The organism is Stenotrophomonas sp. RS-48 (assembly GCF_030053245.1).
Taxonomy (GTDB): domain Bacteria; phylum Pseudomonadota; class Gammaproteobacteria; order Xanthomonadales; family Xanthomonadaceae; genus Stenotrophomonas; species Stenotrophomonas maltophilia_P.
Genome location: NZ_JASGBV010000029.1, coordinates 50,541 through 77,129, shown reverse-complemented (window position 1 = coordinate 77,129; position 26,589 = coordinate 50,541). Strand labels below are relative to the sequence as shown.

Sequence of the window (26,589 nt, the reverse complement as noted above, 5' to 3'; positions counted from 1 at the left end):
GCCCCGATCTGCTGAGTGTCGATCGGGAGCACCTGCGCCCGCTCGCCGAGCGCATGCGTCCGCAGACGCTCGATGAAATGGTCGGGCAGAAGCGCCTGCTCGCTCCGGACAGCGCACTGCGCCGGGCAGTCGAGTCCGGTCGCGTGCATTCGATGATCCTGTGGGGCCCGCCGGGCTGTGGCAAGACCACGTTGTCGCTGCTGCTGGCCGAGTATTCCGATGCCGAGTTCCGCGCCATCTCCGCCGTGCTGTCCGGCCTGCCGGAGGTGCGCCAGGTCCTGGCAGAAGCGGCGCAGCGTTTCGCCGAAGGCCGGCGTACCGTGCTGTTCGTCGATGAGGTGCATCGCTTCAACAAGGCGCAGCAGGACGCGTTCCTGCCGCATATCGAGCGCGGCACCATCCTGTTCGTGGGTGCCACGACCGAGAACCCGTCCTTCGAGTTGAACTCGGCGTTGCTGTCACGCTGCCGTGTGCACGTGCTGGAGGCGGTCTCGCCCACCGACATCGTCGAGGCACTGCAGCGGGCGCTGGGCGATCGCGAGCGCGGCCTGGGCCAGGAGTCCATCGAGGTTGCGCCCGAGCTGCTGCTGGAGATCGCCACCGCTGCCGATGGCGACGTGCGCCGCGCATTGACCCTGCTGGAAATCGCTGCCGAACTGGCGGGGGGCGAGGGCGGGCACATCACCCCGCAGACGCTCACCCAGGTGCTGGCCGACCGCACCCGTCGTTTCGACAAGGGCGGCGAGCAGTTCTACGATCAGATCTCGGCGTTGCACAAGTCGGTGCGCAGTTCCAATCCCGATGCGGCGCTGTACTGGCTGACCCGCATGCTCGACGGCGGCTGCGATCCGTCGTACCTGGCGCGCCGGCTGACGCGCATGGCGATCGAGGACATCGGCCTGGCCGATCCGCGCGCACAGAGCATGGCGCTGGAAGCGTGGGACATCTACGAACGGCTGGGCAGCCCCGAAGGCGAGCTCGCGTTCGCCCAGCTGGTGCTGTACCTGGCCAGCACCGCCAAGTCGAATGCAGGCTACGCGGCGTTCAACCAGGCCAAGGCCGACGTGCGCCAGAGCGGTACCGAAGAGGTGCCGCTGCACCTGCGCAACGCGCCGACCAAGCTGATGAAGGAACTGGGCTACGGTGCCGAGTACCAGTATGACCACGATGCGGAAGGCGGGATCGCCCTGGATCAGACCGGCTTCCCCGATGCGATGGGCGAGCGCGTGTACTACAACCCGGTGCCGCGCGGACTGGAGATCAAGCTGAAGGAAAAGCTCGACCGGTTGCGCGCCGAGCGCGAGGCGGCGCGGGCGGCGAAGCGGCGTTGATCGCCGTTATGCAACCAATCCGATTGTCGGGTCCACGCTGATTCGAGAGAATCCCCGGTTCACTTCTCAAGGATGACGTTCATGCAGGACATGACTCTGGCGTTGAAGCGCTACGCCCAGTTCGAGGGTCGGGCCAATCGCCGCGAATACTGGATGTTCCAGCTGTTCCTGTTTCTGGTGGCCACGGCGGTGTCGCTGCTGGCCGGCGTGCTGGCGATCCTCATGCGCTCCAGTCCGGATGCACTGAGCGCCATCCTGATCGGCACGATGGTGCTGCTGGGCCTGATGTAGCTGGCGACGATCGTGCCGCTGATCGCCGTCACCGTGCGCCGTCTGCATGACTGCAACCAGTCCGGCTGGCTCTATCTTCTGGCATTGGTGCCGATGGGCGGCCTGGTGATCCTGGTGTTCGCTCTGCTGCCCGGCACGCCGCAGGAAAACCCGTACGGCCCCGTGCCTGCGGGCCCTTGACGCGGCACCCGCCGGGCAGCGCCCGGTCCTGGGAATCGGCCCTCCCGCCTTGGCGGGAACGAGAGGATGCGTCCCATGACGCCGCGATATCGCGCGCGTGATACACAGTGTGACGTTTGATCGTTGTGATAATCATTCGCGTTTAAGGTAGACTGCGGTCCCTTGTGAAACAGCGGCCCAGGCCGCTGACGTCGCCCGCCGATGAAGCATTTCGTCCTGCCTCCGCACCGTGGTCCGCTGGCCCGCGGCCTTGCCGTCCTGATGATGGGTCTGCTCCTGGCTACCCCGTATGCGTACGCGCAGCAGCGCAATCCGCTGCAGAAGATCGGCCACACCGTGCTGGATGAGCCGGCCGCCAGCTATCGCTTCGAGCATTTCGTGATCGACAGTGCCGACACGCAGCGCCGCTGGCGGGTGAATCTGGCGATTCCGGTCCGCGCCTCCAGTGCACCTTCGCCGGCGTTGTACGCGCTGGATGGCAATGCGGTGGCGATGGTGCTCGACCAGCCGCTGCTGGCTGAACTTGCAGCACTCAAGGCGCCTCCGGTGCTGGTGCTGATCGGCTACGACAATGATCTGCGCATCGACTCGAAGGCGCGGACCCGTGACTACACGGCATGGATCGACCGCGCCGACGATGAGAGCGGCGCAACCCAGGCGGTCGGCGGGGGCGCTGCGGCGTTCCTTGATGTGATCGAACGCCGCATCAAGCCCGAGGTGGAGCGTCGCGCGCGCGTCGACACCGGGCAGCAGGCGCTGTGGGGGCACTCGCTCGGTGGCCTGTTCGTGCTCAACGCGCTGTACACCCGGCCGGCCGCGTTCCAGGCCTATCTCGCCGCCAGGCCCTCACTGTGGTGGGCGCAGGGCGCGGCGCTGGGCGATCCCGAACAGCAGTTCGTGCAGAACGTCCATGGGCAGCCGGCCAGGGTCTGGTTGATGCTGGGAGGCGCTGAGCGCGTCGGCGACCGCGGCAAGCGTGACCTGAACAACCCGCGGGTGGTCGCGCACCTGCGCCGCATCGGCGGCGCCACGCCTGACGCGGCGATGCAGTTGTCCGAGCGGCTGCGCCGGGTGCCGGGGCTGAGCGTGCAGTACCGCGAGTTTCCTGGCCTGGGCCATGGCCCGATGCTGCCGGCGTCCTTCCACGCGGCGCTGCATGAGCTGTACGGGGTGACCGATCGCAGTGCAGGCGATGGCGCCAGTGCAACCGATGGGCCGTCCAGCGAATGAATCCCTTCGCGCGGCGTGCCGTGCGACCCCACTACCCAGGCGAGGCTGCCCGCGTGCAGCGGCCCAGGCAACCGATGAATCCCGCGCCACGTGGCGCGGCCTACGTGTGCAAGGAGCCTGTCATGTCGTTCCGTTCCTCCCTTCGTCCTTCGCTTCGCTTCACCACCCTGGCCACCGGCCTGCTGCTGGCCGTCGCGGCCACCGCACAGCCGGTATTCGATCAACCGGCCAACGCCACGTTCAAGGGCCAGGTGGTTTCGCGCGGCGACAATGTGGTGCCGGGCAGCACCGCCGATGTGGTCGGTCGCGGCTTCGTGCCGGGCCAGAAGGTCAGCCTGCTGCGCGGCGACAGCGTGTTGAACGCCCAGCCGGTGGTGGTTGATGCCGATGGCAACTTCAAGACCCAGCTGGCCATTCCCGCCGATGCCGTGCCGGGCACCCATCCGGTCGTGGTGCGGGCGAGCCAGCCGGCCGCCGCGACGGTGCTGAAGCTGCGCGTCTCGCCGCAGCTGCCGCTGTCGGGCCAGGCGCAGTTCACCACCCAGTCCAACAAGCTGGTGCCGGGCCTGTACCAGTCCGCCTACAGCGCCGCCAGCGATGCGCTGTTCGTGACCTCCGCGGTCGGCCGGCCGCCGGTGACCCAGTCTCAGCTGCTGAAGATCGACCCGGCGTCGCTGAAGGTCAGCAAGGCGATCACTCCGGCGCAGGTGCCGGGCAGTACCAACGGCGCGGTCTATGCGGTGTACGGCGTGGGCGTGGATGATGCCAACGGCAACGTGTGGGTGACCAATACCCGTCAGAACAGCGTGGCCGTCTATCGCCAGAAGGATCTGTCGCTGGTGCACCAGTTCCCGGTCGATGCGGTGCCGCATGCGCGCGACGTGGTGATCGATGGTACCCGCGGCAAGGTGTTTGCCTCGGCCACCGGTGAGGATCACCTGTCGGTATTCGATGCGAAGACGTTCAAGGAGCTGCCCGCGGTGACGCTTGAATCGGGCGTGGATGACGGCAAGTTCACGCCGATGAGCCTGGTGCTGGACGAGAAGGGCGGCAAGCTGTTCACCGTCAGCATCGGCACGCCGGAGGCGGCAGTGATCGACGTGGCCAGCGGTGAGGTCGAGAAGGTGATCGATCTGGGCAACTCGATCAGCGCGTCGGGCGTGGCGTTCGACGCGGCGCGCAACCGGTTGTACGTGGCGTCGCAGGGCACCGACAACCTGCTGATCGTCGACGTCGCAGCCGGCAAGGTGCTGCACGATGTGCCGGTGGGCGCGGGTGCGCTGAACGTCGCCTTCGATGATGCATCCGGCCTGGCCTATGTCAGCAACCGTGGCGCCGGCACCGTGACCGTGGTCGACCGCGAGGGCAAGGTGGTCGCCAACCTCGACGGCGGCACTTTGCCGAACCACGTCCGTGCCGATGGCAAGGGCAACGTGTTCGCGGTGAACAAGTCGCGCGGCGCTGAAGACCCGAAGGGTGACCGCATCACCCGCATCACCCCGAAGCAGTAAGTCAGACGGCAGGGCGGCGCGCGCGTCGCCCTGCCAGCAAGGAGAACGTCCATGAACATCGTGCCCCGTCTGCGCCTGTGCGCACTTCCGTTGGCTGTTTCGCTGGCACTGGCTGCCTGTGGCGGCTCGTCGGCTCCCTCCGATGCCAAGAAGCCTTCCGAACCGCCGCCGGCGGCGATGGCGGCCGCCGCGGACACCGCGTTGCCGGCAGGCTGGAAACGCGTGGCCGGTGCCGAGATGCCGGCCGTGCATGACCAGAAGGCCGTGCTGCCGGCCAAGGTGCATTCCGATGACGGCGCCGATATCGCGGTGACCGACACCCGCCGGATCATCGCCGGTGGCGACGACGTCATCGCGGTGATCGAGGCGCTGGGGCTGGGCAAGCAGGTATTTGCCGCCCCGACCAACACCACCACCGAGGCTGGCCGGGCTGCGCCGCACCAGTTCCTGTTCAACCGCACCACGGGTGTGGAGGGTGTGCTGAGCCTGCGGGGTTCGCTGTTCCTGGGCAACAGCCTGCGCCGCCACACCGAGCTGGCGAAGAAGCTGCGCGAGGTGGGGGAGCCGGCGGTGGTCATCGACGATCTGCAGCCGGCGCCGGACAAGGTGCGCAAGGTCGCCGCCGCACTCGGGCTGGCCGAAGCAGGGCAGACGCTTGCCACGCAGGTGCAGCGTCAGCTGGATGAGGCCGCAGCGATCGGCCGGGGCCTGGGCCATGCGCCGCGTGTGATCCATGTGTCGGCCACCGGTGCCGGTGGCGCACCGACCGTTGCGGGCGCCGACAGCGCATCGGCGCAACTGATCGCGCTGGCCGGCGGCGTCAACATCGGCACCGAAGCGGGAGTGCAGAACTACTCGCAGCTGAGCAATGAGGGCGTGGTCGCCGCGGCACCGGAGGTGATTCTGGTGACCGAGCACGATCTGCAGCTGTTCGGCGGTGCCGAGGGCCTGTGGAAGTCGTACCCGACGCTGAAGCAGACACCGGCCGGGCAGGCCAACCGGGTCTGGGTGATGCCGGATGTGCAGCTCAAGTACACCAGCGTAGGTTCCGGGGCTGGCGCACTGGCGCTGGCGCGGGCGCTGGCGGCGCTGCCGAAGGCATGAGTCCGGCGGACCGGCGCCGTCGTCGCGGGCGGACGATGTTGATGGTGGCGATGCTGGCACTGCTGGCCGCCATTCTGGCCTCGTTTGCGGTCGGGCCACTGCGCTTGCCACCGCTGGAGGTGCTGCAGGCGCTGGCGGTGAAGATGGGGCTGCTCGATCCGCAGGCGGTGAGCAGCCGCGACCTGGCGGTGGTCTGGCAGCTGCGCATCCCGCGCGCCCTGTTGGGCGCGGTGGTGGGGGCATCGCTGGCGATGGCCGGTGCCAGCCTGCAGGGCCTGTTCGGCAATCCGTTGGCGGACCCGGGCATTGTCGGCGTCAGCCAGGGCGCCGCGCTGGGCGCGGTCGCCGCCATCGTGCTCGGTGCTGCAGGTGCGGCCGGCTGGTTGGTGCCGGTGGCCGCGTTTGCCGGCGGTGCGCTGGCGATCGGCCTGACCTACGCCCTTGCCCGGCCGGGCAAGGGCAGTGGCAATGCCACGCTGTTGCTGGTCGGCATCGCCATGGCGGCGTTCTGCTCGGCGCTGATCGGTTTCCTGACCTACATCGCCAGCGAGAGCGAACTGCAGTCGCTGGTGTTCTGGCAGATGGGTTCGCTGGCCCGCGCCAGCTGGAGTGATGTCGCCGCCGTGGTGCCGTTGTTCGCCATCGGCGTGTTCGCGCTGCAGCGCCTGGCAACGCCACTGGACATGCTGGCGCTGGGGGAACGCCAGGCCCAGCATCTGGGCCTGGACGTGGCACGGACCCGCCGCCGGCTGGTGGCGTTCAGTGCCCTGCTGGTGGGTGCGGCCGTCGCGTTTGCCGGTTCGATCAGCTTTGTCGGCCTGGTGGTGCCACACGTGGCGCGCATGCTGGTGGGGCCGGGGCACCGCTGGTTGCTGCCCCTTTCCGGCCTGCTGGGGGCGCTGCTGATCGTGGTGGCCGATACGGCCGCGCGCACGCTCGACCCGCCGGCGGAGATTCCACTCGGTCTGTTCTCGGCTGCACTGGGTGCACCGTTCTTCCTCTGGCTGGTGCTGCAGCAGCGCCGCAAGGCAGCCCCATGACGGCCCTGCTTCATCTGCGCGACGTCGTGGTGCGACGCGGGCAGCGCGAGATCCTGCACGGTATCAACCTGGCGTTCGAGCCGGCGACGGTCACTGCCTTGGTGGGGCCCAACGGCGCTGGCAAATCGACGCTGCTGGCAGTCGCTGCAGGCGATCTGCGTGCCGATGCGGGTGAGGTGAGCCTGCTTGGCAGGCCGCTGGCCGGCTACAAGGCCGGTCCACTGGCGCGCGAGCGCGCGGTGATGCCGCAGGAGCACGGCGTGCGCTTCGCCTTCAGCGTGGAGGAGGTGGTGGCGATGGGGCGCCTGCCACACCCGCCCGATCCCGTACGCGATGGCACGCAGGTGGAGGCCGCGATCGACGCGACCGAACTGCAGGCGCTGCGCCTGCGCGAGGTGCAGCAGTTGTCCGGTGGCGAGTCGGCCCGGACCACGTTCGCGCGCGTGCTGGCGCAGGACACGCCGCTGCTGCTTCTCGACGAGCCGACCGCTGCGCTGGATCTGCGCCACCAGGAGCGTACGCTGCGCAGCGTGCGTGCCTGTGCCGAGGCCGGGGCCTGCGTGATCGTGGTGCTGCACGACCTGAATCTGGCCGCCGGCCATGCCGACCGCATCGTGCTGCTGGAACAGGGCAGGGTGGCCGCCGACGGCTCACCCGCGCAGGTGTTGACCGTGGACACGCTGCAGCGGGTCTACCAGCAGGACGTGGTCGTGCTGGAGCATCCGAAGCGGGGCGTGCCGCTGGTGGTGGTCACCTGATCCGGGCGGCGAAAGGAATCCTCATCGTTCCACTGGTGCGCGCAATCAGCACTTGCGCGCCAGATTGGCAGGTCTAGAATGCGCCCCATGAGCCGGATGCCGCTCCTGAAGTTTTTCACCCTGACCCGCGCAAGCGCGGAACGGGCGTGTCTGCCTGGAGCTCGACGGGGCCGCTGAATCGGCCACCGTTGGACCATCCACAGAGCGCCCTCCGGGGCGCTCTTTTCGTTTCCGCAGTCCCTTTCATCCACCCGCTGCACCGCAAGGAGAACGTGCCATGCACCAGATCGCCGAGACCGAACGCTAGCCGCGCACCCTGTCGCCAACGGGGGTGCGCGGCCCCCGAAGTTGGCTTGCAGGAACCCATCACATGAACACCCAGATCCTTTCCCGTCGTCGCAACCTCGGCATCATTGCCCACATCGACGCCGGCAAGACCACGCTCACCGAACGACTGCTGTGGAAGAGCGGCGAGATCCACCGCGTCGGTGAGGTCCATGACGGCAACGCCACCACCGATTTCTCAGCGATCGAGCGCGAGCGTGGCATCACCATCGGCGCAGCAGCCGTGCAGGCGCAGTGGGCGCCGCGCGATCTGCCGCCGCATCGGCTGACCCTGATCGACACCCCGGGCCACATCGATTTCGCCATTGAAGTCGAGCGTTCGCTGCGGGTGCTCGACGGTGCCGTCGCGGTGTTCTCTGCCGTGGATGGCGTGCAGCCGCAGTCGGAAACGGTGTGGCGCCAGGCGCGCCGGCACCGGGTGCCGTTGATCGCCTTCGTCAACAAGATGGATCGTGTCGGCGCCTCGTTCGAGCGCGTGCTGGAGCAGCTGCGGGACAAGCTGCAGGCGCGGCCGTGGGCGCTGGGTGTGCCGCTGGGCAGCGAAAGCGACTTCAGCGGCTGGGTCGATCTGGTGGATGAGCGCGTGCTGCAGTGGCGCGACGGCGGCGTGGTGACCATCACGCCGTGGGATGACGCTGCACGCAGCCAGTGGCAACCGCGGCGCGACGCGCTGGTGGAGGCCGTGGCCGACCATGACGAGGGTCTGGCCGATGCGTGGCTGGAAGGCCGGGTGATCGATGCGGAACTGCTGCGCGCGGCACTCCGGCGGGCGACGCTGGCCGGTGCGGGCGTGCCGGTGCTTGCGGGTGCGGCGTTCAAGGACAAAGGCATCGAGGCGCTGCTGGATGCGGTGGTCGATTACCTGCCTTCGCCGTTGGATCGGCCTGCCGTCACTGCCGAAGGCGAGGCCGGCGACGTGCTGCTGCCGCCGGATCCGGAGGGTCCGCTGGCGGGCCTGCTGTTCAAGATCACCCATCAGCAGCACGGTGCGCTGAGCTTCGTGAGGCTGTATTCGGGGACGCTGAAGGCAGGCGACGCTGTGGCCAGCTCGCAGCATCCGCAGGGTCGGCGTGTGAGCCGTCTGGTGCGGGTGCAGGCAGACCAGACCCATGACATCGAGCAGGCCGTGGCCGGTGACATCGTCGCGGTGCTGGGCTGGAAGGATGCGATCAGCGGTGAAACGCTGAGCGCACGCGATCAGCCGTTGCGCCTGGAGAGCATCCAGGCACAGGCACCGGTGCTCGCGTGGCGCCTGGAACCTGCGCGCGCAGCGGACCTGATCCGCATGGCGCAGGGGCTGGCCAGCCTCGCCCAGGAGGATCCGTCATTCCGCGTGGAGACCGATCGCGAGAGCGGCGAAACGCTGGTATGGGGCATGGGCGAACTGCACCTGGAGGTGATGGTCGAGCGCCTGCGCAGCGAATGGAAGGTCGATGTCGGCATCGGTTCGCCGCGCGTTGCCTACCAGGAAACGCCGTTGCGCGCGGTCTCCGGCGTGGTCGGCAGGGTCGTCAAGCAGAGCGGTGGCCAGGGCCAGTTCGCCCATGTGGTGCTGGACGTGGCGCCGCGTGAGGACGACCAGGTGGTGTTCAACGATCGCATCGTCGGAGGCGTGATCCCCCGTGGTTTCATCGCAGCGGTGGAGAAGGGTGCGCGTGCGGCGCTGTCGGAAGGACCGCATGGGCATCCGGTCGTGGGCATCGAAGTGACCCTGGTGGACGGCCAGACCCATGCCAAGGATTCCTCGGACATGGCGTTCCACCGGGCCGGCAGTGAGGCCGTCAGGGCCGCGCTGGCCAGTGCCGGCACGCAGGTGCTGGAGCCGGTGATGGCGGTAACGGTGCATTCGCCCTCGGCGTCGGTGGGCGACGTGGTCGGCGACCTCAACCGTCGCCACGGTCGCGTCGCGCGCATCGAGGACCAGGAGGGCCGTGCCGAAGTGAGCGGCTTTGCACCGTTGGCGCAACTGGTGGGCTACACCACTGCGTTGCGCTCGCTCAGCCAGGGGCGCGCCAGCAGTGAAGCGCACCTGCACGGTTACGAGCCGGTACGCGCTGCCTGAAGTGTGCAAGGGGCCCGTTCGCGGGCCCCTCTTGCTGCCGGCGAGCGGCGGCAGGGCGCATTGCAGTGCAACAAAAGTGTAGAAAAAGCTGGATTAAAGTGATGCCTCACGATAAATTGCGCACCCGTCGTTGCTTGCCGCTGTCTGCCCCCACTCATGCGTGATGACAAAGACCCCGGAACCCTGGAGCTGACCCTGCCGCGCAAGCGCGGTCGTCCGCCCAAATTCGGGTACGCGATGAGCGATGCGCAGCGCGCCGCGCGTTACCGCGCACGCAGGTCGGGCCAGGCCAACCACGCCGATGTGCGCTCCTGCAGTGACATGGTCCTGCTGGACAAGATCCGCGCCGCGGTCAGTGCGCGCGACACCGAACTGGCGGGCTTCCTTGTCCACGTCCTGTGGCAGCGCTATCCGCTGCAGCTGAAATAAGTCAGTGCCGGGGTGGTGGTCGTCACCCGGCTTGTTGATAATGCGGGATTCAGGTTGTTCCCGCTGGCGCGCCCGGGATGGCAGGCGCGCATGACGAAACGGTTCCTACGATGACCACCAGCGACACCACCACCGAAGCGGCGCAGGCCGGCACCCCCCTGTTCTACACCCGTCCGGTGCCGCTGCAGGCTGATGTGCACGCCGACCTGCGCATCCTGCCGGGCAAGCTTGATTTCGCCGCCGGCAACAACGCCATTCCGCTGGTGCTCGGCGAGTTCTCGCTGGCACTGCATCATTTCCCGATCCTGTTCGCCGGCCCGGGCGCCGTTCCGATGGCCGCCGTCGGCGTGACCAACGAGAACCTGTTCATCAAGGACGGGCTGTGGGAAGACGAGGCCTACATTCCGGCCTATCTGCGTCGCCACCCCTTCATCTTCATCGACACCGGCGCGGACAACGATTTCCTGCTCGGCATCGATGAAGCGAGCCCGCGCGTAGTCAAGGGAGGCGAGGAAGGCCAGGCGCTGTTCGCCGACGGCAAGGCCACCGACATGGTGCAGCAGGCGCTGGAGTTCTGCGGGCAGTACACCCGCGAGCACGAACAGACCCAGGCCTTCTCCAAGGCGCTCATCGAAAAGGGGCTGCTGGTCGAGCGCAATGCGACCGTACGCGCTCCGAACGGTCAGGAGTTCAACCTCAACGGCTTCCAGGTGGTCGACGTCGAGAAGTTCGTCGCGCTGCCCGAGGAAACCGTGATCGAATGGCACCGCAGCGGCTGGCTGGCCCTGATCCACCAGCACCTGATGTCGCTGGGCCGCTTCAACGACCTGACCCGTCGCCAGGTCGAACGCCTGGCAGCCTGAGCGGGCTGAAGGGCCGGGCTCCCGCGCAGCGGGGCTCGGTCCGTGCGGGACGTCAGCGCAGTGACTGCGGCACGCGCCGCAGCTCGCGGGTGTCATATCCCATCGCGGCGATGCGCTTCACTGCCTGCGCATAGTCCTCCGCAGAGACCTGCGGGGTGCGGGCCATGTACCACACGTAGTCGCGCTTGCTACGCGCAACGATGGTCTGCTGGTAGTCGCTATCGATCCAGGCAATGACGTACTCGGCCTGAATGGGCCATACGAACTGCATGCCCCAGATGGCGCCGTTGCCTTCCTTCTCGACCCTGCCGATCGGGTGCATCGATCGCTGCGGTGCGTCGAAACTGCCCTTGCGATAGGTGAAGGTGGTCTGGATGCGGCCGTCCGGCCGCGGCGCGTAGCTTTCAATGGCGTCAAACGCTTCGCGTTCCGGCCAGGAAGGGATATGGGCGATGACGTACCAGTCGCCCATGAAGCGGGGAACGTCGACCGCCTGCGGTCGCGGCAGAGGGCGCAGGTCACTTGAACTGCAGCCGGTGCCGAACAGGGCGATCGCCAGGAACGAGAGCAGCGGAAGGGGGCGCATGGTGACCTCAACGTGGCCGGAACAGGTAATGGGCAACCAGCCACTGCTGGCCGTTGTCGTAGCCGAACAACTCGGCGCAGGCCATCCAGAACATGCGCCAGCGGTTCCACCATTGCCTTGCCGCCGGCCTGCCATAGGTTGCCTCCAGGATCGGCATGATGCGTTCACGCGCGGCATCCTGGTTCGCCAGCCAGTGGTCAGCCGTACGCTGGTAATGCGTGCCATCCAGCAGCCAGCGCCGCTGCAGGCGCAGGTCCTGCTGGAAGTGCAGCAGAGTGTCGGCAGCGGGCATCAGCCCACCCGTGAAGAAGTGCCGCCCCATCCAGTTATCGCCGCCTTCGGTTTCAAAGGGGTACATCAGGGTGCGGTGGGCGAAGATGTGCACGAACAGCGCGCCGTCGGGCTTCAGCCACTGCGCGATGCGTGACATCAGCTGCGCATGGTTGCGGACGTGCTCGAACATCTCCACCGAAACGCAGCGGTCGAAACGGCCGGCCGGCAGCTCCAGCCGGTTCACATCGCAGGTGATCACCTCGACATTGCCCAGCCCGCGCAGCCTGCACTGTTCAAGGATGTGCTGGCGCTGGCTGTGCGAATTGGACACCGCCGTGATGCGCGCGCCCGGGAAGCGCTCGGCCATCCACAGGGTCAGCGAGCCCCAGCCACACCCCAGTTCAAGGATGTGCTGCCCGTCAGCCAGGCTGGCACGCTCGCCGTAGAGCTCGAGCATGGCGACTTCGGCTTCGTCCAGGGTCTCGCGACCGCTCGGGTAGTAGCAGCTGCTGTATTTCAGGCGCTTGCCCAGGCAGGCCTGGAAGAATGCGGCGGGGACTTCATAGTGTTGCCGGTTGGCGGCATCGACATGAAGCGCGACCGGGCTGCCGGCCAACTGCTCAAGGCACTGGTTGAAGCGCGCGGACTGCGCCTCGATGCCCCCGGCACTCTCTTCCTGGAGGCGTTGGGCGCACAGCCGGCGGATACCGGAGCGCAGGGCCACATCCGGAATGAGGCCGCGCTCGGCCCAGGCGATCAGCCCGGTTTCCGGATCGGCAGGCGTTGCGAGTGATGTGGCGACAGTCATGGCAGGTGCTCCTTGGACGAACGCGGGAACCACGGGAAGAACATCGGCGTGCTGCGCTGGTAGTCGCGGTAGTCCTCACCACGGCTGCGCAACGCCTGCTTTTCGGTGAAGGGAATGCCGCTGAGATAGCGCAGGAACAGGTACATCAGCACCGGTCCTGTCCACGCAAGCCAGCCCAATGGCGAGCCGACCGCGAGCAGGACGTAGGTGAACCAGTGCAGCCATTCGAAGAAGTAGTTGGGGTGCCGCGAGTACCGCCAGAGGCCGGTGCGGCAGGTGCGCCCCTTGTTGGCCGGGTCGGCGCGGAACCGTGCGAGCTGATGGTCGGCCAGCGCCTCGCCGCCGACGCTCAACAGCCAGACTACGGCAGCGGCGGCAACCCAGCCCGCCGCGGCGGGCGAGTCGTTGCTGGCGACGGCCACGAATGGCAGGGAGAACAGCACGATCAGCAGCGCCTGGGCGATGAAGAAGCCGAAGATCTTGCCCTGGTGGCTCTGCCAGTGATCTCGCAGGTATCGGTAACGCCCGTCCTCGGCCTCGCGCCGCACGCGGCTCCACAGGTGCAGCGCGAGTCGGCCGCCCCACAGGCCGCCCAGCACCGCAAGGGCCACACGCGGCAGCGCGGCGCCGTCACCGAGCAGGGCCAGTATCAGCGCTGACGCAGCGACGCCCTTCGCCCACAGCACATCGACGATGCCGATGTTGCGGTGGCGGCGTTGCCATGCCCATCCCCAGGCCATGATGAGCAGGGCATACAGGGCAACCCAGGGCAGGGCGTTCATGGTCGGGCTCCGGCAAACGGTGGGCGGATGGCCAGCCTCGACCAGCGACGCGCAGCGCTACACAGCAGCGGCAGGGCGATGCTCCAGCCGATACCCAGCGTCAGCAGGCCTTTCCAGGCCGGGGGCGAAAGCTGCACGGCGTCGAAGCCGCGGCTGGCGGACAGGTACGCCAGCGGGGCAAGCAGCAGGCCAAAGCACACGGGGAGCGCCATGTTCCGCTGCAGGAAGGCCATCGATGCGTTGATCGTCATCGCGAAGGACGCCCAGAGTGCGAGGATCCAGGGCGGTGGCACCCAGCCTAGGGGCGCAGCGGCATAACGCACCACGCCCGCGGCGGCAGCGGCGCCATCGACCAGCCACGCACAGGCCAGGGCCAGGACCAGCAGGCGGAGCTCGACCCGGGGCAGGGGACTGGTGCTGAGCTGGCTGGCCACGAACAGTGTGGCGGCCAGCAGTGCTGGCCATTGCAGCCCGCGCCCGGCGCCAGCGACCGCGCACAGCCAGACCGCCTGGTTGCCGAGCAGATTGAGCCAGGTGCGGCGCATGTCAGTGTGCGCCTCTGGCGTGCGCGCTGCCCCGATGGCCGGGGCGTGCCAGCAGCAGGTGTGAAACGCCGATCGAACGTTCCAGGAAGCCGCCCTCGCAGTAGGCCAGGTAGAACTCCCACAGACGGCAGAACCGGGCGTCGAACCCCTGCGCATGCACTGCGGGAAGCTGTGCGAGGAATCGCTGGCGCCACGCCCGCAGCGTGAGCGCATAGGAATGACCGAAGTCCTGCTGCGCCAGCAGCTGCAGATCGCTGGCACGGGTCTTGGCGGCCATGATCGCGTTGATGGAAGGGATGAAGCTGCCGGGGAACACGTGGCGTTTGATGTAGTCCACGCTTCGGCGCGCCTGCTCGTAGCGGTGGTCTTCAATGGTGATCGCCTGCAGCAGGGCCAGCCCGTCCGGCTTGAGCAGCCGTTGCAGGGTGGCAATGTAGGTGTCCAGATACTGGGCGCCGATCGCTTCGATCATCTCGATCGAGACCAGCTTGTCGTACTGCCCGTCGAGGTCGCGATAGTCCTTCATCAGCAGGGTGATGCGATCCTCCAGACCCGCGGCGCGCACCCGTGCCGTGGCCAGCGCATGCTGCTCGGCGGAGATCGTGGTGGTAGTGACATGGCAGCCGTAATGCTGCGCGGCATGCAGTGCGAATCCGCCCCAGCCCGTGCCGATCTCGACCACCCGGTCTCCGGGTGCCAGGCGCAGCTGCTGGCAGATGCGATCGAGCTTGCGCCGCGAGGCGTCCTCGAGCGTGTCCTGCTCGCTGGCGAACAGTGCCGATGAATACATCAGGTCCGTTGACAGGAACAGGGCGAAGAAGTCGTTGCCGAGATCGTAGTGAGCCGCGATGTTGCGCCGGCTGCCTTCGCGGCTGTTGCGGCGCAGCCGGTTCCAGCCGCGCAGCAGCCAGCCGCCGATGCGTGCCGGGCCACGTTCCATGCCGTCCAGCAGATTGCGGTTGCGCACCAGCAGGCGTACCAGCGCAACCAGGTCGTCGCATTGCCAGTCGCCATGGATGTAGCTCTCGCCGGCGCCTACGCTGCCTTGTGCGGCGACTTTGCGGTAGAACGCCGGGTCATCGATGGTCACAGTGACATGCAGTTCCCCCGCAGCGTCGCCCAGCAGTGTTTCGCCGAGGGCATCCCGTACCCGCAGCTGGCCTTCGCGCAGCGGTGCAAGCTGGGACAGCAGGCGTTGGCGCAGGTATGCGTCGAGCGCGCCGGCCCGGGGCATGGCTGCCGATGGAGTCATCTCGTTCATCGCGGTTTTCCGGCAAGTGAGGGGTGGTCATGGACCGGGTTGCGCTTGAGCCACAACCGCAGCGCATGCCAGTGAATCGCCGCAACGACCTGCACGGTCATCAAGGGATACAGGGTGAGCACCTTCGCCAGGCCGCGCCCGTCCAGCGGTCGTCGCTGCATGTGCTGCGTGGCGTCGAACTGGCGCACGCCCTCCTGCAGAACCTGCATGTGGACCCTGAGGTCCTCGCCGGGCGTGCTGAACCGCCAGTCGTAGGTGCAGTCCATCGCCATGAAGGGCGACACATGGAAGCGCTTCTGGAACTGCCAGCGCAGTGAGCCCGGCTCGCTGGCCGCTTCTGCCACTGACAGGACGTAGGCGTGGCGCTCTTTCCAGGGCGTATTGGTGATGTCGGCCACGATGCAGTCCAGTGAGCTGCCGTCAGGCTGGTAGCAGTAATAGAAGCTGACCGGGTTGAAGACGTGCCCGCCGAAGCGCAGATGGGTCAGCAGGCGGATGGGGCCCGCCGGGCGATGCCCCCGCACGCCTGCGACATGGCGGCGGACCGCCTCGGCAAGCGGCATCGAGGGGTCGCCGAAGTAGTCGCTGCGCCGGAACTCCGCCAGATTGCGGCGGTTCAAGGACCACAGCCATCGTCCGGCAAAGATCGTGTCCAGCTCGTCGAGATCAAGCAGCAGCTGCGCGACCGGGTAGCGGAAGGCGTGCGCGTGCGGCTGGTGCCTGCGGTGTATCACGTGGCCGAAGTAGAGGGCGCTGGCGCTCATGCGGCGGCCTCGTCCTGTGTCATGGGACGTGGCTGTGGCGAACAGGTCCGCATTGCGTCGACGACACGACGGGCACTGCGGATGCCATCTTCGTGGAAACCCCACCCCCAGTAGGCTCCGGCAAACCAGGTGTGGCGGCGGCCCTGTACGTCGGCCCAGCGCTGCTGGGCTCGGACTGCAGCATGATCGTGCACCGGGTGTGCATAGCTCATACGACGCAGTATGCGGCGTGGGTCGATCGCCTCGGTGCGGTTGAGCGTCACGACCAGCGGGATGTCGCCGGGCAGTCCCTGCAGCAGGTTCATGCAGTAGCTCACGGTGCAGGGGGCCGCGGGATCGCGCGGCACATGCGCGTTCCATGCAGCCCATGCCTTGCGGTTGCGGGGCAGCAGGGACGCATCGGTGTGCAGTACGACGTCGTTGGGCTGGTAGCGGATGGCACCGAGTACGTCACGCTCGATCGGATCGGCATCGGCCAGCAGTGCCAGCGCCTGGTTGCTGTGGCAGGCGAGGATCACTTCATCGAATCCTTCCACGCCCGCAGCGCTGTGCACGCGCGCCCCCCAGGGCATCCGCTCGACGGCGAGGACGGGACACTCCAGTCGCTCGTGCACCCGCCAGCGGCGGCGCAGGGCGTCCACGTAGCGCGCCGAGCCACCTTCCACCACGCGCCACGGCGCGCGGCCGGTCATCTGCAGCATCTGGTGGTTGGCCATGAACTGGGCCAGGTAGCGTGCGGGGAAGTCCAGGACGGTCGCCGTCGGCGACGACCACAACGCCGACGCCATCGGCAGCAGATGCTCGTCGACGAAGGCCTTGCCATAGCGCTGGCTGCGCAGGTAGTCGCCCAGCGTTGGGCCTTCCCGCTCGGCCAGCAGCAGCGGCGCATCGCGATAGAAGCGCCGCAGGTCGGAGAGCATTCCCCAGAAGCGCGGCGAAACGAGGTTGCGTCGCTGGCAGAACAGGCCGTCCAGCGAGGTGGCGTTGTACTCCACGCCCGAACGCTCGCTGTGCATGGAGAAACTCATGGTGGTGGGCTGCGAGGTGACGCCCAGCTCGTCGAACAGCGCGCTCAGCAGCGGATAGTGCAGCGGATTGAACACGATGAACCCGGTGTCCACAGCCATCCGCGTCCCGCCCAGTTCGATGTCGTGGGTGTGGGTGTGTCCGCCGAGATAGTCGTTGGCCTCGAACAACGTGACGTCATGTTCGCCGTCCAGCCACCATGCACTGGCCAGACCAGAGATTCCCGAGCCGATGACTGCGATGCGCATGTCAGTATCTCGCCTTGTCCAGGACCCACGCAGGGATGGGTTTGAGCCCGCTGACCAGCCGCAGGGCGGCCATTGCGCGCAGCCCGTACCAGGTCATGTCTACCTCCCACCAGCGGAAGCCCTGCCTGACCGAGCCGGGAAAGAAGTGATGATTGTTGTGCCAACCCTCGCCGAAGGTCAGCAGTGCCAGCCACAGATTGTTGCGGCTGTCGTCACGGGTATCGAAGCGGCGCCGGCCGAAGCGATGCGCCAGCGAGTTGATGGTGACCGTGGCATGGAACAGGGCGACGGTGGAAACGAAGAAGCCCCAGACCAGAAGCTGCGGCCCGGACGTGTGCAGGCCGGGCGCTGCCCGTTCGAGCAGTTCGCCCAGTACATAAAGGCCTGCCGCCAGCAGTACCGGCACCGCGATGTCGAAGCGGTCCAGCCAGCGCAGTTCCGGGAACCGGGCCAGATCAGGCACCCGGGCAAGGTCGGTGGTGAATGCCTCGCGGGTCAGGAACCAGCCCATGTGACTGCGCCAGAATCCGCGCTGGCGTGGGGAATGGGGGTCCTGCGGCTGGTCGGCGTGGCGGTGGTGATGCCGGTGGTGCGCGGCCCACCACAGCGGGCCGCGCTGCACGCTGGAGGCGCCGATCACCGCGAATACGAACTGCACCCAGCGCGGCGCCTGGAAGGTTCGATGCGAGAAGTAGCGGTGATAGAACGCGGTGATCGCAAACATCCTGATCGCGTAGAGCGCAGCTGCCACGGCCACGGCGATCCAGGACACCCCCACCCAGATCACACCGAGGCAGGCCAGGTGCATCAGTGCGAATGGCACCGCGCGCAGCCAGTCGATCCGATCCGCACGCCCACTGTCGGTGTCCATTGCAGTGCCGGCGTCGAACCAGCGCCGGATGGTGCTCAGAAGGCGTTCGCGTCGGCTGCGGAGGGGCGCTGCGGAAGCCATGGGGCGGATCTCGAGAGAGGCGTGTGTTTCTCTACGCAGCAGGGCGGGAAATGGATGCGCCTCGTCGCAGATTCTTCGTCTTCCTGTTTGTCTTCACTTCGCCGTAACGGCGCACCCGGCGACCAGAGGCCGCGCCCACGCCTGCTGCCACTGGCTGTCCGGCTGGGGCGCAGGCGGGCTGTCGAAGCGCACCAACACGGCGGGGTAAGTGCCACGTGCATCGCGCAGGTTGCTGGTGCCGCGGAACTCCAGCAGGCGACGATCGGCCTCGGCGTAGACCAGTGACAGGCGTGGGGCCACGCCGCCATACCAGGTGTCCAGCTGGACTTCGAATGACTGTGCAGCCAGCCCGCGCCAGCGGTTCGCACCACGCCAGCTGACCTTGACCGGATAGAAGCGCTGGCGCCCGGGGACGAGAAAGGGCAGGGTCACCTCGGCTCCCTGCAGCAGCGGTGTCCAGTGCTGGCGCACGGCCGCATCGAAGCCGGCATCGACGACTGCACCGGCAGGCGCTGGCAGGCGTGCCTGCCGCGATGTGGACGAGGCACTCTCCTTCCACGAGATGCGGACTGTATCGCTGGACATCTCCACGTCAGCCTGCTGACCGGAGCGCTGGTCGAGCAGCCGGTAGCCGCGCGCCAGCGGTCGATCCGTGGCCGCCATGTGTTTTCTTGCAAAGGGCTGGCCGTCCGGGCACAGGTACTGGACCCAGCGCTCGGCGCCTTCCGTGGCGCCCCGCTGCCAATGCATCTCGCGGTAGGCCACCCGGCCATCCGGCAAGGTGGCGATGCCCTCGTTGTGCAGCAGGGTGGCCGCGAGGGCGGGGCAGGGCAGGCACAGCAGCAGGAAGGTGAGGCGCATCGAAGGCGCTCCGGCGGGATGTGTTCTGGCATACGCGGCAGGGCCGTTGCTGGATGCAGGTCGGTGCTGCATCCAAACGGGCCCGTGGCCCGTACTCAGGACAGACCTTCACCAGCCCGCCGCGACCGCAGATGTACCCTGACGCCGCCAGCCCTCCCGTTCCCTTCGACACCGCCCGCCTCGTGTCCAGTTCCCAGCAGCCCAGCACTGACGCACTGAACTGGACCGGTGACATGGACGCGGTGGCGCGGTTGCGCGACCGCGACTGCTTCATGCGCATCTATGACCACTTCATGCCCAGGTTGTGCGTCTATCTGCGCGGACTCGGCGTGCCGGATGCCGTGGCTGAAGAGCTTGCGCAGGAATGCCTGTTGAAGGTGTGGCTGCGCGCTGGAGACTACGATCCGGCGCAGGCGGCACTGAGTACATGGCTCTACCGGATCGCCCGCAACCTGCATATCGACCGGGTCCGGCGCGAGCGCAGCTGGATGCAGGTCCAGGCGGCCGTCGAAGAGTCCGCTGCCGCGGACCTGGTCGAGCGCAGCAGCGCCGAGCAGTTTGCCGACCATGCACGGCTGCGCCAGCGCATCAACGAACTGCCGGCCGTGCAGGCGCGCATGGTCCGGATGTCGTACTTCGAGGCCAAGAGCCACGGTGAGATCGCCTCCATTCTGGGCATGCCGCTGGGGACCGTGAAGTCGCATCTCCGCCGCGCATTCCTGCGCCTGCAGTCGCGGATCGGAGGTGCGCAATGAGCCCGCACCACCATCTGCACGAATCGACGTTGATGAGTTATGCGGCCGGCGCACTGCCGGTGCCACTGAGTATCGTCGCCGGCACGCATCTGGAGCGCTGCCCGGTGTGCCGGCAGCGCCTGCGGGAGGCTGAGGCGATCGGTTCGGCGCTGCTGGAACACACCCAGCCTGCGCTTGCCGAAGACCGCCGGGACGCCCTGCGCGAGGCCATGCTGGCCCATCTGTCCTCGCAGGCGGTCTCAGCAGCGGCCGAGCCATCATCGCCACGGGAGGTGCCGCATGAACGGCCGGAGGCTGATCCGGACTACCTGCCGGCATCGCTGCACCCGTATTTCGGCAGGTCACTGGCAGCGCTGCGTTGGCGCTGGATCGCGCCTGGCGTGCACTGCATCCGGGCCGAACAGATGCCATCGTTGATCATGCTGAAGATCGCCCCCGGAAAGTGCCTGCCGATGCACAGCCACGGACAGAGCGAACTGACGCAGATCCTGCGCGGTTCCTACAACGATGCGTTGGGCCTGTTCGCGCCTGGCGATGTCGCGGATCTTGACGAGGACGTTGAGCACCAGCCGGTGACGGCGCCGGGCGTGCCATGCATCTGTGTATCCGCGCTGGATGCCCCGCTGGTGTTCAGTGGTTGGCTGGCGCGGCGCATCCAGCGTTTCGTGAAACTCTGAGCCTTATGGACAGCCACGCCGCCCCTGGCCGCATGAAGCTGCTTGTTGCCGGCGCAACGGGGCTGGTGGGGCAGGGCGTTGTCCTGGCCTGCCTGGAATCGCCCCGGGTGCAGCGTGTCACGGCACTGGTCCGCAGGCCGGGCAGCCGGCCGGGGCAGCAGGTCGCCGAACTGCTGCTCGCCGATTTCCGGCAGGCCGCCGGCAGTGTTGACCTGTTTTCGGGATTCGACGCCTGCCTTTACTGCGCCGGAGCGCCGCCGGTGGGAACCCGCGAAGCCGAGTACCGCGCGGTGACCTTCGATGCCACGCTTGCCGTGGCTTCGGCGTTCGCCCAGGCATGTTCGCAGGGGCGCTTCCTGTACGTGTCCGGGGCGCATGCCGATCCGCAGAGCCGCATCATGCCATTGCGGGTGAAGGGGCAGACCGAACAGGCACTGGCCCGCTTGCCTATCCGTACGGTGATGCTGCGGCCAGGCGGTGTCCAGCCTGTTGCAGGTACGGGCACGGCGCATTCATGGATGAGGCCACTCTATGGTGTCGGCGCCCCGGTGCTGGGGCTGATTGCACGCATGGCCCCTTCCATCGCGACCAGCAATCTGGCCCTGGGGCGGGCGATGGTTGCATTGGCCGACATGCCACAGCCGCCGGGCGTCGTTGAGTGCGCGCAGATCAACCGGCTCGGAACCAGACAAGGCCCCTGAGCCGGCGCGCGCCCCGGTCCGTCAGCTGGAGGACGCCAGCACGCCGCGGATCGATTCGGCCAGATCGGCGCGCGTGAATGGCTTGCTCAGCAGCGCCGCAGAGCGGCCCGCGCCCCCCGGGGCGTCATGATCGCGCGGATAGCCGGATGTGAACAGAATCGCCACCTCAGGCCAGCGCTCCCGGACTTCGCGACCCAGTTCCCAGCCGGACATGCCGGGCATCACGATATCGGAGAACAGCAGATCGATGCGCGCGTCCGGGCGTTCCAGCAGGCGCAGCGCGGACGGCCCGTCATGTGCCTCCAGCACGCGGTAACCCAGCTGGCGCAGGGCGTCAACGGTGTACGCGCGGACATCGTCATTGTCTTCAGCGACCAGGATGGTCTCGCCGCGCTGTTCATAGCCGGCCAGTCCCGCTGCTGGCGCGGGGGATTCACGGGGCAGTGGCAGCGGCGAGCGCGGGAACATCATGGTGATGCTGGTTCCTCCGCCCTCCACGGAGTCGATCAGGACGTGGCCGCCGGACTGCTTGACGAAACCATGCACCATGGAGAGCCCCAGGCCCGTGCCACGCCCCACCTGTTTCGTGGTGAAGAACGGCTCGAACACCCGCGCCAGCGTATCGGCCGGCATGCCGTGGCCGTTGTCGCGGACACGCAGCATCACGTACTCGCCCGGAGCCGCATCGGGGAACAGGGCGGCGTAGTCGCCGTCGAGATGGCTGTTGTCGATCTCGACCTTCAGCCGGCCGCCGCTGGGCATCGCATCGCGTGCATTCACCGCGAGGTTGAGCACGGATGCCTCCAGCTGCGCGACGTCCAGTTCCACGCACCAGATGCCGGCAGCCGTGCTGATCTCCAGTCGCACCAGCTCGCCCAGCGCCCGCTGCAGCATGTCCTGCATTCCGAGCATGCAGTCGTTGAGATTGACGGCCTGGCTGCGCAGGGGCTGGCGGCGCGCGAAGGCCAGCAGCCGCTGGGTCAGGCTTGCCGCGCGCGAGACGCCCTTCAGGGCGTTGTCCAGTGCGCGTGTGGTCGCCTCGGCCGACGCTCCAGGATGGCCGCTCAACAGCATCGCGTGCTCGACGTTGCCGGAGATGACCGTCAGGATGTTGTTGAAGTCATGGGCGATGCCGCCGGTCAGCTGCCCGACGGCCTCGATCTTCTGCGCCTGCCGGAGTGCATGCTCTGCCTGTAGTCGTGCGGTGGTCTCCACGGCTTCGGACACCACCGCGGTGACCTCGCCGGCGCCGTCCTGCAACGGACGGAAAGAAACGTCGAAACTTCGCCGGCCGGTGGGCAGCTCCAGTTCGAGCGAGTGCAGGGAGCTGCGCCCACTTACGGCATCGGCAACCGCCTTGTCGATCACCTCGCTCATTCCGGGCGTGGTGGTGAACCAGGGCGTCTGCCAGTAGGGGGTATCCACAACCTGCGCCTTCTCGGCCAGCACCGCGGCCAGCGAGGCGACGTTGGCGTCGACGACACGCCCGGACAGGTCAAGCAGCACCTGATGCTGGAAGCTGGACTCGAAGATGGACTGCAGACGTCGCTTGCTGGCCCGGAGCTCGGCGGTGCGCGCCTGAACCTGCCGCTCCAGCGACTGGTTGTCCTCGCGCAGGGCCAGTTCGGCGCGCTTGAGCTGGGAAACGTCGCTGCCCACGCAGATGTAGCCGACCACGCGGCCATCGGCTGCGCGCTCCGGTACGCAGTCCATCTGTACGAAGCGCGTCTCACCGCTGCGATGGGCAAGACGTGTCTGGAAGTTGGCGCGCTCTCCCTGGAGGACCTGCTGCAGGCTGGGCAGCGCCTCCTCGAAGGCTGAAATCCCACTGATCTCGCGCGCAGTCCGTCCCTGCAGTTCGGCCAGGCTTACCCCGTGCCAGTCGAGAAACGCACGGTTGGCGAAGCGGAAGCGGTGTTCGTGATCGAACTGCGCGATCAGCGCCGGAACCACGTCGGTGATCTGCTGCAACTGCGCCTGGCTGTCATTCAGCGCCGCCTGGGCCTGGGCCAGCTTGCCACGCTCGTGCGCCTCCTGCCGTGCACGCCTTATCGCGTCCGGAAGTCGTTGCAGCCGCTGCTTCACCACGTAGTCGCGCGCGCCACGGGTCAGGGCCTGCACCGCCAGTTCTTCGGTAAGCGTGCCGGAAACAAAAATGAACGGCGTATGGGGGGCGCGTTCGCGCGCCAGGGCCAGGGCCGCATCGCCATCGAAGCCGGGCAATACATGATCGGCGAGGATGACGTCATGCGTGCCGCTGTCGATGGCATCGAGGAAACCCCGACGCGTCCATACGCGCTCCGCCTCGAAATCCAGGCCGGCCCGCAGCAGCTGGGCGGAGATCAGCTCCGCATCGAGTGCGCTGTCCTCCAGCATGAGGATGCGCAGGCGCTCGCCGCGGTCGGTGATATCACCCATGGTGGTGTCCCGAGCCGTTCGGGCGATGCGGCGGTGGTTGATTGGTGATTCCCCAGAACATGCCAAGACCCTGGATCGCGTCGAAGAATTCCTTGAAATCCACGGGCTTGACCACGAACGCGTTGACCCCTAGTTCATAGCTGCGGATCAGATCCTGCTCCTCCCGCGACGAGGTCAGCATCACGATCGGGGTGCTGCTGAGAACGGGATCGCCACGAACCTGCTCGAGCACCTCCAGTCCATTGACCTTCGGCAGCTTGAGATCGAGCAGCACGACCACGGGGCCGCCATGGCGGGCACCGGAAAAGGCGCCCTCGCATCGCAGATAGTCCAGCGCCTCGGCGCCGTCACGCACATGGATGACATCATTGAGCAGCTGGCAACGCGACAGCGCGGCCAGGGTCAACTCAGCATCCTTGGGGCTGTCCTCGACAAGCAGGATCGGCCGCAGGTCCCTCATTGAACATCTCCAGAATGCAGGGGCAGGGTGAAATGGAGGGTGGCGCCTTTGCCCGGCTCGCCCTCGGCCCAGGTGCGGCCGCCATGGCGGCCGATGATGCGGCGCACGTTGGCCAGGCCGATGCCGGTACCTTCGAATTCCTCGACATGGTGCAGCCGCTGGAACACGCCGAACAGCTTGTCCACATAGCGCATGTCGAAGCCGCAGCCGTTGTCGCGCACAGTGAAGACATCCTCGCTTTCCGAGCGCTCGTGCGCCACTGCGATCACCGCGTGCGTGCGCTCGCGGGTGAACTTCACTGCATTGGACAGCAGGTTCTGCCAGACCAGGCGCATCATGGTGGGGTCGGCCTCAACCGGGGGCAGGTCCCCGATCTGCCAGTGGACGTCCCGTCCGTGGTATTCGAACTCCAGCATCTTCCGCACATCCTCCACCATGGCTGCCATGTCGATGCGTGCGCGACCCAGCGTCGAGCGGCCCATCTGGGAGAAGCTCAGAAGATCATCCACCAGCGTGCCGGCCGATTTGGCCGAATCGACGATGGTGTCGAGGAAACGCCGCTCGGTCTCGTTCAAGCGCTCGGCTGCCGAGCTGCCCAGCAGTTCGGAATAGCCCACGATATGCCGGAACGGGGCGCGCAGATCATGGCTGATGGAATACGAGAACGCTTCCAGCTCCTTGTTGCTGCGCATCAGCTGCTCGTTCAGTTCGGCCATCTCTTCCGCCTTGCGCAGCACGATGTCGACGATGGCGTTGCGCATCTCGAGCGCCGCATCGCAGTCGGCCTCGTTCCACGGCAGGCTGCGCTGCTGCACGGTCTCTTTCCATGCCTCGAATGAATGCCGTGGCGACAGGGCGTCGCTGCCGCCTGCGCTCTTGCGTGGATCGCCACCCCATCTGACCGTGCGTACCACCTCTGGGCGGAACCACATCAGGTAGCTGTCATGCAGCTGGGAGATGGATACGGCGATCACGCCGCTGGCAACATCGCTGAACTGCTCCGCAGGCGGCCAGGCCGCGGTCAGATGATCGGTGACGTACATTTCCTCGCCCACGTGCGCGGTCGCGAGCCACTGTGCCAGCGCAAGTACCTCCGGATTCCCGGGGCATTGGCCCAGGCGCACGCAGTCGTTCCTGTGCACGATGGCCGCGCCCTGCGCGCCGGTCAGTGAAAGCAGGCTGTCGGGGTCGCGGCGGAGCGCGGCCATGAAGTCCTCGTCGCCGGCCATGCGGCCCAGCAGCTTGACCAGCAAGGACCGGCGCCCGACCCGTTCCTCCACGGCGCGTGCGCGCTGCTTCAGTGCGATCTGCAGCGACAGGATCTGCCCCATGAACTCGCAGGCCGTGCGCACGTGATAGGGCAGCCGGCGCGGCTGTGCGCTGTGGCACGACACCAGCCCCCACAGCTGTCCCTCGTGGATCAGCGAGACCGACATCGATGCCGCCGTGCCCATGTTGCGCATGTACTGCAGGTGCACCGGCGAGACGCTGCGGAGCGTGGAAAGGCTCAGGTCGGTGGGCGGGGCCTGGCGATGATGCCCGGCCCGCACCAGGGGCACGGGCGTGTAATCGCAATCGGCGATCAGCCGCACCCGGTTATGCAGATACAGGGCGCGCGCCTGCGCCGGAATATCCGATTCCGGGAAGCGCAGATCAAGATACGAAGGCAGGATGCCGTTGCCATCTTCGGCCACGACGGTTCCATTCCAGCCGGCGTCGAACTGGTAGACGAGCGTACGGTCGAATCCGGCGATCCTGCGTATGTGCGCAGCCGCCAGCTGGCAGAGATCCTCGACCGTCGCGGCCCCCTCGATGGCGAGCATCAGTTCGCGGATCGCGGGGTACAGCTCCTCCAGCGAGGCGGGTTGACCGGCAACGGGGGCTTCCAGTTCGATCAGAAGATCGTCATCTGAACGATGCGCGAGCAACTGGTGGCGCCCCAGCCCATCCAGGTGGACCGCGCCCAGGTGCAGCGTGCCGCCGGGTGCGATGTGCCGCAGGCGATGTACGAAGGGGCCGATCACACCGCCCAGTGCGTTCTCGACATGCTGCATCAACGGATCACCGTACTGGCGCAGCGCGATGGGCTGGCTAACGGCACATTCCCGCACCAGCAGCGTCAGCGGATCCAGCACCAGCAGCACGCCGTAGGGCTGGATGGCGCCCGGTGTGTGGATGGGTTCCCGCGCACAGTCCGACAGTGCATCGTTCCAGGTGCGATCAGCGGAAGGCATCAAGGGCGGTACTCATGATTCGTGACGGGCCGGGCGGACTGGAATGGTGACGGAAAATGCTGCTGCCGCATACCGTCCGGACGATGTGAATGCC

The 26,589-nt window shown here is 67.3% G+C and carries 24 protein-coding genes and 1 pseudogene; 13 read left to right on the top strand and 12 right to left on the bottom strand.

The features are described from left to right. Positions 1–53: 53 nt before the first annotated feature. The 10 genes and pseudogenes from QMZ25_RS06750 (at position 54) to QMZ25_RS06705 (ending at position 11,144) form a co-directional block, all read left to right on the top strand. On the top strand, positions 54–1,331 hold the full coding sequence (locus tag QMZ25_RS06750; protein ID WP_227255445.1) for a replication-associated recombination protein A: 1,278 nt from the start codon (positions 54–56) through the stop codon (positions 1,329–1,331). Between the two features lie 81 nt (positions 1,332–1,412). After that, positions 1,413–1,802, top strand: a pseudogene (locus tag QMZ25_RS06745) (DUF805 domain-containing protein). A gap of 201 nt (positions 1,803–2,003) precedes the next feature. Further along, positions 2,004–3,032: an alpha/beta hydrolase-fold protein gene (locus tag QMZ25_RS06740; protein ID WP_345782728.1), complete on the top strand. Its 1,029-nt coding sequence runs from the start codon at positions 2,004–2,006 to the stop codon at positions 3,030–3,032. A 122-nt stretch (positions 3,033–3,154) separates the two neighbouring features. Further along, positions 3,155–4,543, top strand: coding sequence for an ATP-binding protein (locus tag QMZ25_RS06735; protein ID WP_283219315.1), 1,389 nt, complete (start codon positions 3,155–3,157; stop codon positions 4,541–4,543). A gap of 51 nt (positions 4,544–4,594) precedes the next feature. Next, positions 4,595–5,647 carry an ABC transporter substrate-binding protein gene (locus tag QMZ25_RS06730; RefSeq protein WP_283219314.1) on the top strand — a complete coding sequence of 351 codons (1,053 nt, stop codon included), beginning with the start codon at positions 4,595–4,597 and terminating at the stop codon, positions 5,645–5,647. Next, positions 5,644–6,687 (top strand): iron ABC transporter permease, encoded by a 1,044-nt coding sequence (locus QMZ25_RS06725; RefSeq protein WP_053518563.1) that lies wholly within the window; start codon positions 5,644–5,646, stop codon positions 6,685–6,687. Before QMZ25_RS06730 ends, QMZ25_RS06725 begins: the two co-directional genes overlap by 4 nt. Beyond that, positions 6,684–7,445, top strand: coding sequence for a heme ABC transporter ATP-binding protein (locus QMZ25_RS06720; protein ID WP_111186991.1), 762 nt, complete (start codon positions 6,684–6,686; stop codon positions 7,443–7,445). The genes QMZ25_RS06725 and QMZ25_RS06720 overlap by 4 nt, the downstream gene beginning before the upstream one ends. 370 nt (positions 7,446–7,815) lie before the next feature. After that, on the top strand, positions 7,816–9,852 hold the full coding sequence (gene fusA / locus QMZ25_RS06715; RefSeq protein WP_283219313.1) for an elongation factor G: 2,037 nt from the start codon (positions 7,816–7,818) through the stop codon (positions 9,850–9,852). Between the two features lie 156 nt (positions 9,853–10,008). Next, positions 10,009–10,281: a hypothetical protein gene (locus QMZ25_RS06710; RefSeq protein ID WP_019659661.1), complete on the top strand. Its 273-nt coding sequence runs from the start codon at positions 10,009–10,011 to the stop codon at positions 10,279–10,281. 110 nt (positions 10,282–10,391) lie between these two features. Further along, entirely contained in the window at positions 10,392–11,144 is a 753-nt protein-coding gene (locus QMZ25_RS06705) for a SapC family protein (protein ID WP_111186989.1), read from the top strand. A gap of 52 nt (positions 11,145–11,196) precedes the next feature. On the opposite strand, the gene QMZ25_RS06700 is transcribed toward QMZ25_RS06705, so the two are convergent. From QMZ25_RS06700 to QMZ25_RS06660, 9 genes are all read right to left on the bottom strand, one after another. Beyond that, entirely contained in the window at positions 11,197–11,730 is a 534-nt protein-coding gene (locus tag QMZ25_RS06700) for a lipocalin family protein (protein WP_065175694.1), read from the bottom strand. A 7-nt stretch (positions 11,731–11,737) separates the two neighbouring features. Then, complete coding sequence (locus QMZ25_RS06695) at positions 11,738–12,811, bottom strand: cyclopropane-fatty-acyl-phospholipid synthase family protein (protein WP_065175693.1); 1,074 nt, start codon at positions 12,809–12,811, stop codon at positions 11,738–11,740. Continuing rightward, the gene (locus tag QMZ25_RS06690) at positions 12,808–13,593 is read right to left on the bottom strand and encodes a DUF1295 domain-containing protein (protein WP_065175692.1); all 786 of its coding nucleotides are present in this window, start codon (positions 13,591–13,593) and stop codon (positions 12,808–12,810) included. Before QMZ25_RS06690 ends, QMZ25_RS06695 begins: the two co-directional genes overlap by 4 nt. Next, complete coding sequence (locus QMZ25_RS06685) at positions 13,590–14,138, bottom strand: DUF2878 domain-containing protein (RefSeq protein ID WP_253118453.1); 549 nt, start codon at positions 14,136–14,138, stop codon at positions 13,590–13,592. The genes QMZ25_RS06690 and QMZ25_RS06685 overlap by 4 nt, the downstream gene beginning before the upstream one ends. 1 nt (position 14,139) lies before the next feature. Further along, positions 14,140–15,399, bottom strand: a complete 1,260-nt coding sequence (locus QMZ25_RS06680; protein ID WP_283219312.1) for a cyclopropane-fatty-acyl-phospholipid synthase family protein — start codon at positions 15,397–15,399, stop codon at positions 14,140–14,142. Continuing rightward, complete coding sequence (locus tag QMZ25_RS06675; RefSeq protein WP_283219311.1) at positions 15,396–16,163, bottom strand: DUF1365 domain-containing protein; 768 nt, start codon at positions 16,161–16,163, stop codon at positions 15,396–15,398. Before QMZ25_RS06675 ends, QMZ25_RS06680 begins: the two co-directional genes overlap by 4 nt. After that, complete coding sequence (locus QMZ25_RS06670; protein WP_193396567.1) at positions 16,160–17,437, bottom strand: FAD-dependent oxidoreductase; 1,278 nt, start codon at positions 17,435–17,437, stop codon at positions 16,160–16,162. The genes QMZ25_RS06675 and QMZ25_RS06670 overlap by 4 nt, the downstream gene beginning before the upstream one ends. A gap of 1 nt (position 17,438) precedes the next feature. Further along, complete coding sequence (locus tag QMZ25_RS06665) at positions 17,439–18,389, bottom strand: acyl-CoA desaturase (protein WP_180875146.1); 951 nt, start codon at positions 18,387–18,389, stop codon at positions 17,439–17,441. Between the two features lie 93 nt (positions 18,390–18,482). After that, positions 18,483–19,250: a hypothetical protein gene (locus QMZ25_RS06660; protein ID WP_283219310.1), complete on the bottom strand. Its 768-nt coding sequence runs from the start codon at positions 19,248–19,250 to the stop codon at positions 18,483–18,485. Positions 19,251–19,381: 131 nt separating this feature from the next. On the opposite strand from QMZ25_RS06660, the gene QMZ25_RS06655 reads away from it, so the two are divergent. From QMZ25_RS06655 to QMZ25_RS06645, 3 genes are read left to right on the top strand one after another with little or no spacing between them, the layout of a single operon-like run. Next, positions 19,382–20,005, top strand: coding sequence for a sigma-70 family RNA polymerase sigma factor (locus QMZ25_RS06655; RefSeq protein WP_283219309.1), 624 nt, complete (start codon positions 19,382–19,384; stop codon positions 20,003–20,005). After that, the gene (locus tag QMZ25_RS06650) at positions 20,002–20,682 is read left to right on the top strand and encodes a ChrR family anti-sigma-E factor (protein WP_277381768.1); all 681 of its coding nucleotides are present in this window, start codon (positions 20,002–20,004) and stop codon (positions 20,680–20,682) included. Before QMZ25_RS06655 ends, QMZ25_RS06650 begins: the two co-directional genes overlap by 4 nt. 32 nt (positions 20,683–20,714) lie before the next feature. Beyond that, positions 20,715–21,383, top strand: coding sequence for an NAD(P)H-binding protein (locus QMZ25_RS06645; protein ID WP_283219308.1), 669 nt, complete (start codon positions 20,715–20,717; stop codon positions 21,381–21,383). Positions 21,384–21,404: 21 nt separating this feature from the next. Here the strand turns inward: QMZ25_RS06645 and QMZ25_RS06640 are convergent, their stop codons facing one another. From QMZ25_RS06640 to QMZ25_RS06630, 3 genes are read right to left on the bottom strand one after another with little or no spacing between them, the layout of a single operon-like run. Further along, positions 21,405–23,801: a hybrid sensor histidine kinase/response regulator gene (locus tag QMZ25_RS06640; RefSeq protein ID WP_283219307.1), complete on the bottom strand. Its 2,397-nt coding sequence runs from the start codon at positions 23,799–23,801 to the stop codon at positions 21,405–21,407. Then, on the bottom strand, positions 23,794–24,261 hold the full coding sequence (locus tag QMZ25_RS06635; protein ID WP_053518529.1) for a response regulator: 468 nt from the start codon (positions 24,259–24,261) through the stop codon (positions 23,794–23,796). Before QMZ25_RS06635 ends, QMZ25_RS06640 begins: the two co-directional genes overlap by 8 nt. Further along, positions 24,258–26,495 (bottom strand): ATP-binding protein, encoded by a 2,238-nt coding sequence (locus QMZ25_RS06630; protein ID WP_283219306.1) that lies wholly within the window; start codon positions 26,493–26,495, stop codon positions 24,258–24,260. Before QMZ25_RS06630 ends, QMZ25_RS06635 begins: the two co-directional genes overlap by 4 nt. Positions 26,496–26,589: the final 94 nt, after the last annotated feature.